This is a genomic window from Aromatoleum toluolicum (assembly GCF_012911005.2).
Classification (GTDB): Bacteria; Pseudomonadota; Gammaproteobacteria; order Burkholderiales; family Rhodocyclaceae; genus Aromatoleum; species Aromatoleum toluolicum.
This window is the reverse complement of sequence record NZ_WTVS01000022.1, coordinates 1-13069: the sequence shown is the minus strand read 5'-3', so window position 1 is coordinate 13069 and position 13069 is coordinate 1. Positions and strand designations below refer to the sequence as shown.

The 13069-nt window shown below is 67.8% G+C and carries 13 protein-coding genes; 6 read left to right on the top strand and 7 right to left on the bottom strand.

Features of this window, described 5'->3' with window-relative positions; translation table 11 throughout:
- Window positions 1-3 precede the first annotated feature (3 nt).
- A complete protein-coding gene (locus GPA27_RS11890) occupies window positions 4-897 on the top strand; it encodes a methyltransferase domain-containing protein (protein ID WP_169140678.1) in 894 nt (297 codons plus the stop codon).
- A 7-nt stretch (window positions 898-904) separates the two neighbouring features.
- Window positions 905-1564, top strand: a complete 660-nt coding sequence (locus GPA27_RS11885; protein WP_169140676.1) for a pyrimidine 5'-nucleotidase — start codon at window positions 905-907, stop codon at window positions 1562-1564.
- A gap of 27 nt (window positions 1565-1591) precedes the next feature.
- On the opposite strand, the gene hemB is transcribed toward GPA27_RS11885, so the two are convergent.
- Together hemB and yihA are read right to left on the bottom strand one after the other, a co-directional pair.
- Entirely contained in the window at window positions 1592-2608 is a 1017-nt protein-coding gene (gene hemB / locus GPA27_RS11880; RefSeq protein WP_169140674.1) for a porphobilinogen synthase, read from the bottom strand.
- 195 nt (window positions 2609-2803) lie between these two features.
- A complete protein-coding gene (gene yihA / locus GPA27_RS11875; protein WP_169140672.1) occupies window positions 2804-3454 on the bottom strand; it encodes a ribosome biogenesis GTP-binding protein YihA/YsxC in 651 nt (216 codons plus the stop codon).
- 122 nt (window positions 3455-3576) lie between these two features.
- Here yihA and GPA27_RS11870 point away from each other — a divergent pair, with 122 nt between their 5' ends.
- The 4 genes from GPA27_RS11870 (at window position 3577) to phoU (ending at window position 7106) form a co-directional block, all read left to right on the top strand.
- Window positions 3577-4206: a c-type cytochrome gene (locus GPA27_RS11870; protein WP_169140670.1), complete on the top strand. Its 630-nt coding sequence runs from the start codon at window positions 3577-3579 to the stop codon at window positions 4204-4206.
- A 178-nt stretch (window positions 4207-4384) separates the two neighbouring features.
- Window positions 4385-5638, top strand: coding sequence for a molybdopterin molybdotransferase MoeA (moeA, locus tag GPA27_RS11865; RefSeq protein WP_169140668.1), 1254 nt, complete (start codon window positions 4385-4387; stop codon window positions 5636-5638).
- Between the two features lie 22 nt (window positions 5639-5660).
- The gene (gene rpiA, locus GPA27_RS11860) at window positions 5661-6329 is read left to right on the top strand and encodes a ribose-5-phosphate isomerase RpiA (RefSeq protein ID WP_169140666.1); all 669 of its coding nucleotides are present in this window, start codon (window positions 5661-5663) and stop codon (window positions 6327-6329) included.
- A gap of 75 nt (window positions 6330-6404) precedes the next feature.
- On the top strand, window positions 6405-7106 hold the full coding sequence (phoU, locus tag GPA27_RS11855) for a phosphate signaling complex protein PhoU (protein WP_169140664.1): 702 nt from the start codon (window positions 6405-6407) through the stop codon (window positions 7104-7106).
- Between the two features lie 96 nt (window positions 7107-7202).
- Here the strand turns inward: phoU and GPA27_RS11850 are convergent, their stop codons facing one another.
- The 5 genes from GPA27_RS11850 to GPA27_RS11830 all read right to left on the bottom strand — a co-directional run bounded on the left by GPA27_RS11850 (window position 7203) and on the right by GPA27_RS11830 (window position 13002).
- The gene (locus tag GPA27_RS11850; protein ID WP_076601453.1) at window positions 7203-7475 is read right to left on the bottom strand and encodes an oxidative damage protection protein; all 273 of its coding nucleotides are present in this window, start codon (window positions 7473-7475) and stop codon (window positions 7203-7205) included.
- 3 nt (window positions 7476-7478) lie between these two features.
- The gene (locus tag GPA27_RS11845) at window positions 7479-9209 is read right to left on the bottom strand and encodes a sensor domain-containing diguanylate cyclase (RefSeq protein WP_256222909.1); all 1731 of its coding nucleotides are present in this window, start codon (window positions 9207-9209) and stop codon (window positions 7479-7481) included.
- Window positions 9210-9267: 58 nt separating this feature from the next.
- Entirely contained in the window at window positions 9268-10596 is a 1329-nt protein-coding gene (gene argA, locus GPA27_RS11840) for an amino-acid N-acetyltransferase (protein ID WP_373322753.1), read from the bottom strand.
- Window positions 10597-10779: 183 nt separating this feature from the next.
- On the bottom strand, window positions 10780-12267 hold the full coding sequence (gene pap, locus GPA27_RS11835; protein ID WP_169140662.1) for a polyphosphate:AMP phosphotransferase: 1488 nt from the start codon (window positions 12265-12267) through the stop codon (window positions 10780-10782).
- A gap of 12 nt (window positions 12268-12279) precedes the next feature.
- Window positions 12280-13002 carry a 16S rRNA (uracil(1498)-N(3))-methyltransferase gene (locus GPA27_RS11830; protein WP_169140660.1) on the bottom strand — a complete coding sequence of 241 codons (723 nt, stop codon included), beginning with the start codon at window positions 13000-13002 and terminating at the stop codon, window positions 12280-12282.
- Between the last annotated feature and the right edge of the window lie 67 nt (window positions 13003-13069).

Below are 13069 nucleotides of genomic sequence, written 5' to 3'. Positions count from 1 at the left end.
GGGATGGCCGGCGACGCCGACTTCGCGCTCGACCGCAAACTCCTGATCCGGCGCTTCGGACGCGCGGCGGCAAGCTGCGACGAGGTCGCCATGCTCGCGCGCGAGGTCGCGCGGCGCATGGACGAGCGGCTCGACTACATCCGCATCGAACCGAAGCGCATCCTCGACCTCGGTTGCGGGACCGGGACCGACCTCGACGGGCTCGGCCGCCGCTTCCCTGCGGCGCAACGTGTCGGCGCGGACTTCGCGCTGCCGATGCTCGCCCGCGCGCGCGGCGCGCGCGGCCTGCTCGACCGCCTGCGCGCGCTGGGAAAACCCCAGGGACCCGCGCTCGCGTGTGCCGACGCCGCCGCCCTGCCCTTTGCGCGCGCCAGCATGTCGCTGGTGTGGTCCAACCTGATGCTCAACTGGCTCGCCGACCCGCTTCCGGCGCTGCGCGAAGTGCATCGCGTGCTGGAAGTGGATGGCATGCTGATGTTCTCGACGCTGGGCCCGGACACGCTGCGCGAGCTGCGCGCCGCACTGCCCGCCACGCAGGGCGAGCGCGTGCACCGCTTCATCGACATGCACGACCTGGGCGACGCCCTGGTACAGGCCGGGTTTTCCGACCCCGTCATGGACATGGAAGTGCTGACGCTGACCTACGCGGACCTCGACGAACTGCTGCGCGACCTGCGACTGTCGGGCTGCACCAATGCGAGCGTCGCGCGCCCGCGCGGCCTGTCGGGGAAAGGCGGCTGGGAGGCCGCCCGACAGACTCTCGAGGCGCTGCGCCGGGATGGGCGCCTGCCTGCGACCTTCGAGGTCGTGCAGGGCCACGCCTGGAAAGCCCAGCCCAAGACGACCGAGGACGGCCGCGCCATCGTCCGTTTCCAGCCACGCCCCGGCAAGGGCTGAGATCGACGTGAGCAAACCGTGCGCAGGCCCGGTGTGGCTCTTCGACCTGGATAACACGCTGCACAACGCCAGCGCGCACATCTTCCCGCACATCAACGTCAGCATGACGGCCTACCTCGCGCGGCACCTCGCGCTGAGCGACGAGGACGCCAACGCCCTGCGGTTGCGCTACTGGCGGCGCTACGGCGCGACGCTGACCGGCCTCATGCGCCATCACGGCGTCGATCCGCACCATTTCCTCGCCGAGACACACCGCTTCGAACGGCTGCACGCGATGATGGTCTTCGACCGCGCACTCGGCGCGCTGCTGCGCCGCCTACCCGGGCGCAAGATCGTGTTCTCGAACGGACCGCAGCGCTATGCCGGGGCCGTGCTCGACGCGATGGGGCTCCGCCGTCATTTCGCCGCGGTCTATGGTATCGAGCAGATGCGCTTCCACCCGAAACCACAGGCACGCGCCTTCCGCCACCTGCTGCACGATCTGCGGCTGCCGCCGCAGCGCTGCATCCTGGTCGAGGATTCGGCCGACAACCTGCGCACCGCCCGCCGGCTGGGCATGAAGACGGTGCTGGTCGGCCGCGGCATGAAAAGGCCGGCCTACGTCGACGTCAGGATCGCATCGATCCTCGATCTGCGTCGCGCGGCCGGCCGCCTCCTGCCCCGGTAGCGATCCCGGGGCCGCACCCCCGCCGCCTCAGCCGGCGGCCTTCAGCCAGCGCGCGGCATCGAGCGCGAAGTAGGTCAGGATGCCGTCGGCACCGGCGCGCTTGAACGACAGCAGCGCCTCCATCACGCATGCCTCTTCGGCCAGCCAGCCATTGGCGATCGCCGCCTTCAGCATCGCGTACTCGCCACTCACCTGATAGGCGTAGGTCGGCACCTGCAGCTCGGTCTTCACGCGACGCACGATGTCGAGATAAGGCATACCGGGCTTGACCATGAACATGTCGGCGCCTTCGGCGATGTCGAGCGCGACCTCGCGGATTGCCTCGTCGGTGTTCGCCGGGTCCATCTGGTAGGTGTACTTGTTGCCCTTGCCGAGATTGCCGGCCGAACCCACCGCGTCGCGGAAGGGGCCGTAGAAGCTCGACGCGTACTTCGCCGAATACGCGAGGATGCGCGTGTAGATGCGATTGTCGCTGTCGAGCTCGGCGCGGATGCGCGCGATGCGCCCGTCCATCATGTCGGACGGCGCGACCACGTCGGCCCCCGCCTGCGCATGGCACAGCGCCTGTTTCGCGAGCGCCTCGAGCGTCTCGTCGTTGAGCACGTAGCCGCGCGGGTCGTCCGCGTCGATCAGGCCGTCCTGTCCGTGGCTGGTGTAGGGATCGAGCGCGACGTCGGTGATCACGCCGAGCTCCGGGAAGCGCGCCTTCAGCGCCTGCACGACGCGCGGCACCAGACCGTCCGGGTTCCATGCCTCTTCGGCGCCGTCGGTCTTGCCGGCGGCCTCGATCACCGGGAACAGGGCCAGCGCGGGAACGCCCAGCGACACCGCCTCTTCGGCAACCCGCAGCAGGTTGTCGAGCGACACCCGCGTCACGCCCGGCATCGACGGCACGGCCTGGGTGACGTTGTTGCCCTCGAGCACGAACACGGGGTAGATCAGGTCGTCGGCCGACAGGCGCGATTCGCGCATCAGGCGGCGGGAAAATTCGTCGCGGCGCATCCGCCGCATGCGGGTCGCAGGAAAGGTTCCGGTAGGACGCATGCTCGATCCAGCTCCAGTTCAGTTAATCGACATGAAATATAAGGTAACGAATTCGAGTGGGAACTTCTTCAAAGTGCATTTACTCTGAACGTTCGGATGGTGACGAGCCGTCCCCCGCTTCACCTCCCTGAGCGGGTGCCTTAATCCCGTTAAGGCGTTTGACCCCGGGCTTTATCCCCTTTGGCCCGGGGTCTTTTATTTTCCGGCACCACCCAGGCGCGCCGTCGCAGGAATCGCAGGCAGCGCTTCCGTCGGCAGGTTCAGCCAGCCCGCCACGGTGTGCTCGACCTCTTCCGTCCCGACCTTCTTCAGGCTCGAGAACAGCTGCGCCGTGATCTGCGCTCCCAGCGGCGCCAGTTCGCGGCGCACCGCCGCCAGCGTGGCCGCCGCCTCGTTGCGCGTGAGCTTGTCGGCCTTCGTCAGCAGCACGTGGATCGGTCGCCCGCTCGGCAGGAACCAGTCAATCATCTGGCGGTCCAGCGGCGTCAGCGGATGGCGCGAATCCATGATCAGCACGAGCCCGACGAGACTCTCGCGCTGGCGCAGGTAGTTCTCCAGCAGGCTCACCCACTGTCGGCGGATCGCCTCGGGCACCTTCGCGTAGCCGTAGCCGGGAAGGTCGACCAGCACCGCCCCGCAATCAAGGCGGAAGAAATTGATCAGCTGCGTGCGCCCGGGCGTCTTCGACACATATGCGAGACGCGTATGGTCGGCAATCGTATTGATGGCACTCGACTTGCCGGCGTTCGAGCGGCCGGCAAAAGCGATCTCGGGGCCGTCCGGAACCGGAAGATCACCCGGTTTTGCAATGGAAATCTCGAATTTTGCGTTGCGGAAGAGGGACATCGGAAGGGAGGGGGAAAACGCGGATGGTTATGCCGGACAGCCCACATTGCATCGCGCAAATCCGGCCAAGTGTTATAGAATACCGCGTTTGCGATATCCACTCACGGCTTTCTGAGGACACCATGATCAAGCGTTCCCTGCTGCTCTCGCTGCTGCTGGTTACGGGCGGCGTTCATGCCCAGGACCAGGCGGCCCCCGACCTCGCCAAGGCGAAACAGACCGCAGAAACCCTCTGCGTCGGGTGCCACGGTGCCGACGGCAACAGCCCGATTCCGGTCAACCCGAAACTGGCTGGCCAGCATTCCGACTACCTCTTCAAGCAGCTGAAGAACTTCAAGGGCTGGAACGGCAAGCCCGCGGAGCGCGAAAACCCGATCATGGGTGGCATGGTGGCGGCGCTCGAGGAAGCGGACATGAAGGCACTCGCCATCCACTTCTCGTCGCAAACGCTGCAACCCGATTCGGCCAAGAACCCGGACCTCGCCAAGCTCGGCCAGAACATCTGGCGTGCAGGCCTCCCGACCAAGGGCGTTCCCGCCTGTGCCGGCTGCCACGGCCCGGCCGGCGCCGGCCTGCCGGCCCAGTTCCCGCGCATCGCCGGCCAGTATGCCGACTACACCGAGGCCCAGCTGAAGGCCTTCCGCGACGGCGTGCGCAAGAACGACCCGGCACAGATGATGCAGACCATCGCGCTGAAGATGACCGATCCGGAAATGAAGGCGGTCGCCGACTACGCCGCCGGCCTGCGCTGATCGTCCTGCGCCGCAGCGGTCTCGAAAGGGGTGAAAGGGGTGGCATCGCCACCCCTTTTCTTTTTCCGGCACCGCCGGCATGCGCCGCCTTGCGCCCGCCCGTCGCACGGCACGCAAGATCGGACGATAATGCGCCTTTCGCAAGACCGAGCGAACGCCGCATCCAGGAACCAAGACCATGGCACAGAACCCCGTGAGCCCGACCTCCGCCCGCTCGACCAACTACTCCGCCGCCGCCGCGAGGCAGGCCATTCTCGAACGGCTGACGCCGGTCGGCGGATGGGAGCGCGTCAATGTCCGCAGCGCCCTCGGGCGTGTGCTCGCCGAAGACGTGATTGCACCGTGCAACGTACCGGCCCACGACAACTCGGCGATGGATGGCTATGCGGTGCGCCACGCCGACCTCGCGCCCCAGGGCGAGAGCACCCTCACCATCGTCGGCACCGCATTCGCCGGCAAGCCGTTCTCCGGCATCGTCGGCGCCGGACAGGCCGTCCGCATCATGACCGGGGCGCCGATTCCGGAAGGCGCCGACTCGATCGTCGTGCAGGAGGTGACGCGTGCCGCTGAGGGCAAGGTGCATGTCCCCGCGGGACAGCGCGCCGGGCAGAACCTGCGCCGCGCAGGCGAGGATCTGGCATTGGGTGGCGTCGCCCTGCCCGCGGGCAAGCGCTGCGGACCGGCCGAACTGGGCCTCATCGCCTCGCTCGGTATCGCCGAGGTCGCCGTGCGCCGCCGCCTGCGCGTGGCCTTCTTCTCGACGGGCGACGAGCTCGCGTCGATCGGCAAGCCGCTCGCCCCCGGCGAGGTGTACGACAGCAACCGCTACACGCTCTTCGGTGCGCTCTCGCGCCTGGGTTGCGATCTCATCGACATGGGCGTCGTGCGCGACGACCCGCAGGCGCTGGAAACGGCCTTCCGCGACGCTTCGGCCAACGCCGACGTGATCCTGACGAGCGGCGGCGTGTCGGTCGGCGAAGCGGACTTCATCCGCGAACTCGTGAATCGCCTCGGCGAGGTCGCGTTCTGGAAGATCGACATCAAGCCCGGACGACCGATGGCCTTCGGACGCGTCGGCGATGCGTGGCTGTTCGGCCTGCCCGGCAATCCGGTCGCGGTGCTGGTGACCTTCTACCAATTCGTCCAGGACGCCCTGCAAGCCCTGTCCGGCGTCTCGCCGCTACCCGAGCCGGCGTTGTTCGACGTGGTGTGCGCGGAAACCATCCGCAAGCAGCCCGGACGACGCGAATTCATGCGCGGCCGCCTGGCCCTCGTCGACGGCCGCCAGACGGTGCGGCTCGCCGGCGCCCAGGGTTCGGGCGTGCTGCGTTCGATGTCGGAAGCGAACTGCTTCATCGTGCTGCCGGAAGAGCGTGGCGACGTCCTCGCCGGCGAGACCGTGCAGGTACAGATCTTCGACGGCCTCGTGTAAGACATACCAACAGGATGATGCAATGAATCAGGATGAACTGAAGAAGGCCGCAGCGCGCGCGGCGCTGGACTACGTCGAGGACGGCATGATCGTCGGCGTCGGCACGGGCTCGACGGTCAATCACTTCATCGACGGCCTCGCGGACATGCGCGGGCGCATCGCCGGCGCCGTATCGAGCTCGGAAGCGAGCGCACGCCGCCTCGAGGGCTACGGCATTCCGCTGATCGACCTCAACGACGTGACCGAGCTGCAACTCTACGTGGACGGGGCGGACGAGATCGACGGCGGCTTCGCGATGATCAAGGGCGGCGGCGGCGCGCTGACGCGCGAGAAGATCGTCGCCGCGGTTGCCGAACGTTTCGTGTGCATCTGCGACCAGTCGAAGCTCGTGAGCTGCCTGGGGGCCTTCCCGTTGCCCGTGGAGGTGATCCCGATGGCGCGCGCCTACGTCGAGCGCCGCCTCGCCCGGATCGGCGGACGCCCCGTGCTGCGCGAGGGCTTCGTGACCGACAACGGCAACCTGATCCTGGACGTGCACGGCCTGCGCATTCCGCAGCCGCAAGCCCTGGAAACGGAGATCAACCAGATCACCGGCGTCGTGACCAACGGCCTGTTTGCGCTGCGCGGCGCCGACCTGCTGCTGATGGCCACGCCGACAGGCGTCGAGCGGCGCGTCGCCGCGAGCTCCTGAGCCGCAACCATCGGTGCAATATTTCCGTCACATTCGCCTGCTAGCCTCGCGCTCTCTCGGGACCGGAACATGAAAATGAGCAAGCACACCTACACGCAGTTTGATAACGAGCTGGAAGCGATCCGCAAGCGCCTGCTGGAAATGGGCGGTCTGGTGGCGCAGCAGCTGACGCGTGCGATCGAAGGGCTCGGGACGGGCAATCAGGAACTGCTGGAGCAGGTCATCGCGGACGACCGCAAGGTCAACGACGAGGAAGTCGCGCTCGACGACGCCTGCATCCACGTCATCGCGCGCCATGCCCCCGCCGCCGGCGACCTGCGCATGGTCATGACGATGATCCAGATGATCACCGACCTCGAACGCATCGGCGACGAGGCCAAGAAGATCGCCAAGGCCGGCCGCCAGATCGTCGACTCGGACGCCGCCTTCGTCCCCAAGGTCGAGCTGCGCCACGTATCGTCGATGGTCGTCGAGATGCTGCACGGCGCACTCGATGCCTTCGCCCGCATGGACCCGACCGCGTCGCCCGACATCGTGCGGCGCGACAAGGAGGTCGATGCGATCTTCAAGGGCATCATGCGCCAGCTGATCACCTACATGATGGAAGATCCCCGCGTGATCACGCGTTCGCTGGACGTACTGTTCATCGCCAAGTCGATCGAGCGCATCGGCGACCACACCAAGAACCTCTCCGAGTACGTCGTGTACATGGTCAAGGGCCGCGACGTGCGCCACGAAGGAGTCGAGGCGCTGGAACGCGCTTCCGGCTCCAACTGACGGCCGTCGCGCCGCCCTGCGGCGGCGGTTCAAGCAAAAAGGGATGGCCGCGGCCATCCCTTTTCATTCAGTCACGCCGCGTTGCGCGGCGGGATCTCACTGCGCCGGCGGGACGTAGCCGCCGACCTGGTCGGCGCCGCCTTCGAAGAAATGCTTCTCCATCTGCTCCGACAGGTACTTGCGCGCGCGCGCATCCATCAGGTTCAGGCGGTTTTCATTGATCAGCATGGTCTGGTACTTGACCCACTGCTGCCAGGCTTCCTTCGAGACGTTGTCGAAGATGCGCTTGCCGAGCGCACCGGGAACCGGGGGCAGGTCCAGCCCCTCCGCCTCGCGACCAAGCTTGATGCAATTGACCATACGGGCCATCGTTCAGTCCTCTCTTCTGCAATCGGGTTCATCGGATTCAGTGGGGCTCATTCTAGCGGATTCCCCCGCACAGCTCCCGGCCATGGTCCATTGGTCGCGACCGCTGCTCTTCGAGCGGTACATGGCCTGATCGGCCGCCGCGATCAACTGTTCCGCCGACGGCGCGTGGCGCGGGTAGATCGCGATGCCGAGGCTCGCGGTGATGCCGACGGTGCGCCCGCCGAACTCGAAACGCAGCGCCTCGATCACTTCGATGATACGGCGCGCCAGCTCGCACAGTTCGCCTTCGCCTGCGTCGGGCGCCACCACGCCAAACTCGTCCCCGCCCAGGCGGCAGAACATCTCGTTGCGGCGGATGACGTCGCCGACCTTCTCCGCCAGCGTGACCAGCACCTCGTCGCCGGCCTGGTGGCCGAACTCGTCGTTGATCGGCTTGAAGTCGTCGAGGTCGATCGCGACGAGCCCGACCTGGCCGTCATGGCGCGAGGCTTCGGCAAGCTGCCGGTCGAGCTCCTCGTGGAAGCGCCGGCGGTTGTAGAGGCCGGTCAGCGGATCGTGTTCGGCCAGTTCGACCAGACGCTGCGCGGTGCGGCGCTGCTCTGTGACATCCTCGTAGATCCACAGGCGCCCGATGCCGCGGCGCCCCTGCACGGCCTCGACCAGCGCGGCGATGTCTGTGACGATGCGGCCGTCCTTGAAATTCACTTCGTGGGGCTCGCTGACGACATAGGTGCGCAGCACCGCGTCGATGTGCTCGAAGTAGGCCTCGGGCTGTTCGATCAAGTCGGCGACGCGGCTCTGCAGCACCACGTCACGCATGCCGATGAGGTTCTCGTCGGGCGGGAAGCCCCAGATGTCGAGCATCGCGCGGTTGTAATAGAGCACGCGGTGGTCGCGGTCCATGAACAGGATGCCCAGACGGATGACGTTCAGCAGCGCGGACAGTCGCTGACGCTCGTCGTTCGAGCGCGCCAGGTAGCGCTCGCGCAGCGCCTGGGCACGCCGCAGCTCGGTAACGGTTTCGAGAAGCTTGTATTCGGCTTCCTTGCGCGCCTGGATGTCCTCGGCCGACATCCGGAGGCCGGCCGGCTGCCCTCCCTCCCGGCCGAGCGGCCGCCAGTGGCACGCGACCCAGCAGATGTGGCCGTCCTCGCGCAACAGGCGCATCTCGAAATCCTCGCCGGGACTACCCTCGGCGACGCGTTGCGCCATGCGCTGGCAATAGCGGCGGTCGGATTCGTGCACCAGCAGGGCGAGCGCATCGGGCGCTTCGAGGCAGGCTGCGGGACTCCAGCCCGTCAGCCGTTCGATCGACGGGCTGATCCAGGTCAGGCGCCCGCGCATGTCGAACAGGGCTTCGACGCCATGCACCCCTTCGGCGATTTCGCGCAGGCGGGACACGCCGACCGCGACCGCATCCAGCCGCTTCGCATGATCGGTGGCCGGCACGCCCGCCATGGCGCCGGGGGAAAGATGGACGACGACGTCGAGCGCGTCGAGGCGCGACGCGATCGCCGCGTCGTCGCCTGTCTGCCGGCGAGCCGCCGCGTTGACGTATATCAGCACGGCCGCGGCACCCAGCCCCCCGGCCGCAATGAGCACGAGGGCCAGCAGGCCCCACTCGCCGGCGACGCCGAAGTGCGCACCTGCCAGCGCGCCAAGGCCCGCAAGGAGCGCCCCCGCCACGCCGGAAAGGGCCGGCGCAGCCTGAGAAGGCGCTTCCTTTCCGCTCACGCGGCCTCCGCACGCATGCCGCACGCGCGCCATCGACCGGACACTGCGCGCGCGTCGGTCATAGCGTCTTCACGAACACTTTCGAGCGGCGCTGGTAGTTGTACAAGTCGCGCTTCTTCTGCGGCAGCGCCTCGGGGCCGATCTCGCTGAAACCGCGCTCGCGGAACCAGTGCGCGGTACGCGTCGTGAGCACGAACAGGCGCTCGAGGCGCTGATTGCGCGCGCGCTGCTCGATGCGGCGCAGCAGCTGGTCGCCGAGACCCGCGCGACGGTACTCGGGCGTGACGGCAAGGCAGGCGAGCTCCGCGGCCCGCTCGTCGGAAAACGGGTACAGCGCCGCACAACCGACCAGCACGCCGTCGTGCTCGACGACCGAGAAGCGGTCGATCTCCTGCTCCAGCAGTTCGCGCCCACGCCGCACCAGCGTACCGTCCGCCTCCATCGGCGAGATCAGCGCGACCAGCGCGGCGACATCCTCGAAACTCGCGTCGCGCAGGCGGAACAGCGGGTCGCGCGACACGACGGTGCCCACCCCGGCGTGCGTGAAGAACTCCAGCAGCAGGCCGCCGTCCTTGTCGTGGTCGATGAGGTGCACGCGCGCCACGCCGCGGCGCACCGCACGGATCGCGCACGGCAGGTAGAGGTCGAGATCCTCGGTGAGCCCTTCGCCGGCGTTGAACATGCGCTCGGCCTCGTCGGCGGTCACCGAATCGATCAGGCGCTGGTCCGCATCCAGCAGGCCCGGAGCGTCGCACAGGTAGATGAGCTTCTCCGCCTTCAGCGCGACGGCGACCGCCTCGGCGACCTCCTCCATGCTGAGGTTGAAGATCTCGCCCGCCGGCGACACGCCCATCGGCGAGATCAGCACGACGTTCTGCTGGTCGAGGTCGGCGTTGATCTCCTCGGCGATGATCTTGCGCACGGCGCCCGTGTATTGGTAATCGACGCCGTCGACGACGCCGACCGGGCGGGCCGTGATGAAGTTGCCGCCCGTCACGCGCATGTAGCTGCCCGCCATCGGCGTGTTCGGCAGCCCCTGCGACAGCAGCGCTTCGACTTCGATGCGCGTCACCGCCATCGCGGCCTTCACGCATTCGAGCGCATCGGCGTCGGTGACGCGCAGCCCGTTGTGGTAACGCGGCTCCAGTCCGCGGCGCGCGAGCTCGGCTTCGATCTGCGGCCGGGCACCATGCACGAGCACGAGGCGGATGCCCAGCGCGGCCAGCAGGTTGCAGTCGTAGGCGAGACTCTGGGCGCGCGCGCCGGCGGCGACTTCCCCGCCGAAGGCGAGAACGAAGGTGCGCCCGCGAAAGGCATGGATGTAGGGCGCGGCCCCGCGCACCCAGGCCACGAACTGCTCGGTCGACGCCGCGATATCGGATGCCACGGGATTCGGATTGGGGTTGGAGCCAGGATTGGAGTTGCCGCTCAAATCGTCACCATCAGGAAATCTGGAACCTCGCCGGGTGCGGCGCAGGGCACGCGTGCCCGGTCCATTCTAGCGGAATACAGGGCGCATCGCGGCGTGACTACCGCACGGGATCGGGACATCGGTGCCCGGCCCCGTGCGTCAGCGTTGCAGTGCGGATTCGAGCCGCTCGCACAGCGTGCGCAGCACCTTGATGCGGGCAAACAGCTTGTTGTCCGCCTCGACCAGGGTCCACGGCGAGGTCTCGGTACTCGTACGGTCGACCATGTCGCACACGGCGCGACCGTAGTCGTCCCAGCGTTCGCGGTTGCGCCAGTCCTCGGCGGTGATCTTGAAACGCTTGTGTGCTTCCGCTTCGCGCGCGCGAAAACGTTCCAGCTGCTCGTCCTTGCCGATCTGCAGCCAGAACTTGACGACCACCGCCCCGGCACCCGCCAGCTGGTCCTCGAAGTCGTTGATCTCCGAGTACGCGCGCATCCAGTCGGCCTCCGAGCAGAAGCCCTCGACGCGCTCGACGAGGACACGGCCGTACCACGAGCGATCGAAGATCGCGACCCGGCCCTGTCGCGGCAGATGGCGCCAGAAGCGCCACAGGTAAGGCTGGGCGCGCTCCTCCTCGGTCGGCGCGGCCACCGGCACGACGTTGTACTGGCGCGCGTCGAGCGCGGCGGTGACGCGGCGGATCGCGCCGCCCTTGCCCGCGGCATCCGCGCCCTCGAACACAAGCGCGAGCGAGCGGCCGCGGAAGGCCTCGTCGCGCGTGAGCAGCGCGAGCCGCCCCTGGTAGCGCTCGAGGAGCTCCTGGTACTCCTTCTTGTCCAGCGGCTGCCGCAGCGCGAGGCTGTTGAGCAGGTTGCGCGAATCGGGCGCTGGCGGCAGCGGAGGGGCCGTCTGGCGCGCCACCCAATGACGCGCGCCGGCATCGAGCCGCTTGCGCAAGGCATCGAGCAGCGCACGCGCAACAAAGAGCTCGCGATAGCACGGATCGGAGCCGTCCACGATCATCCACGGCGCATCACCGGTACTGGTATGCCGCAGCGAGTGTTCCGCCACTTCGCGATAGCGGTCGTAACGCTCGCAGAAGTGCCAGTCCTGCTCGGTGACCCGCCAGCGCGTGCGCGGATCCTTTTCCAGCGCCTTGAGGCGCTTGCGCTGCCCGTCCTTCGACAGGTGGAACCACAGCTTCAGGAGCAGCACTCCCTCGCGCACCAGCATCGCCTCGAAGCGGTTGATCTCGTCAAGACGCTGGTCGAGGTCGGCCTTCTTCGAGATCTTCTCGACGCGCTCGCGCATCGGGTCCGTATACCAGTTGCCGAACAGGATCCCGATGCGCCCGCGTGGCGGCAGCGCGCGCCAGAAGCGCCACATGAAGGGACGCTCGGCCTCGTCGGTGGTCGGCGAATCGAAGGCCAGCGTCTGGATGTGGCGCGGGTCCATCCATTCGTTGAGGAGATTCACCGTCTCGCCCTTGCCGGCGCCGTCGATGCCGTTGATCAGCACGACGACGGCAAAGGACTTCGCTTCGAGGAGGTCGAACTGCGCATCGAGCAGCTGCGCGCGCAACTCCGGTTCGGCCGCGTCGTATTCGTCCTTGTCGATCTTGTGGCCCAGTTCAGCCGATTCGAACATCGCCCCGCCTCCTCAAAAATCGCCCCACACGGCCTGCAGTGCGGCAACTGCGGCCAGCCCCGCGGTCTCGGTGCGCAGCACGCGCGGCCCCAGCCCCATGCCGGCGCAACCCGCGCTGCGGCAGGCCGCGAGCTCGTCGTCGGACCAACCCCCTTCCGGGCCAATCAGCAGGTGCACTTCGCCCGCCGGGCGCCCGGCGTCGAGCAGGCGCTGCGTGGCCGCCGGATCGAGGATCAGGCGCACGCCCTCGCACGGGCGGGCAAGGTAGTCGCGCAGCCCGGCGATCGGTGCGACGACCGGTACGCGGTTGCGTCCGCTCTGCTCGCACGCCGACACGGCGACCTGCTGCCAGTGCTCGACGCGCTTGGCCGCACGCTCGCCGGCAAGCCGCAGCACGGAACGCTCCGCCTGCACCGGCACGACAGCAGCAACACCGAGCTCGACCGCCTTCTGCACGATCCAGTCCATCTTGTCGCCGCTCGCCAGCGCCTGCACCAGCACCAGCCGCAGCGGCGACTCGCGCTCGACCGCGCGCCGCGCCTGCAGCTCGGCAAAGCACTGCTTGCCGCGCAGCCGCAGTACGGCCGGCATCTCGCCGCCCGTGCCGTCGAACAGGACGACAGGATCGCCGTCGCGCAGCCGCAGCACGCGCGCAGCATGATGGGCCAGCGCCTCGGGCAGCTGGATCTCGCCGGCAGCCGGCAGCGGAAGGGGGCAAAAGAAGCGCGAAATCATCGTGGTGTATTATAAAGACACTGCATTCCCGCGAGACCTGCCTCCGGCACGGCCATGATTTCCAATG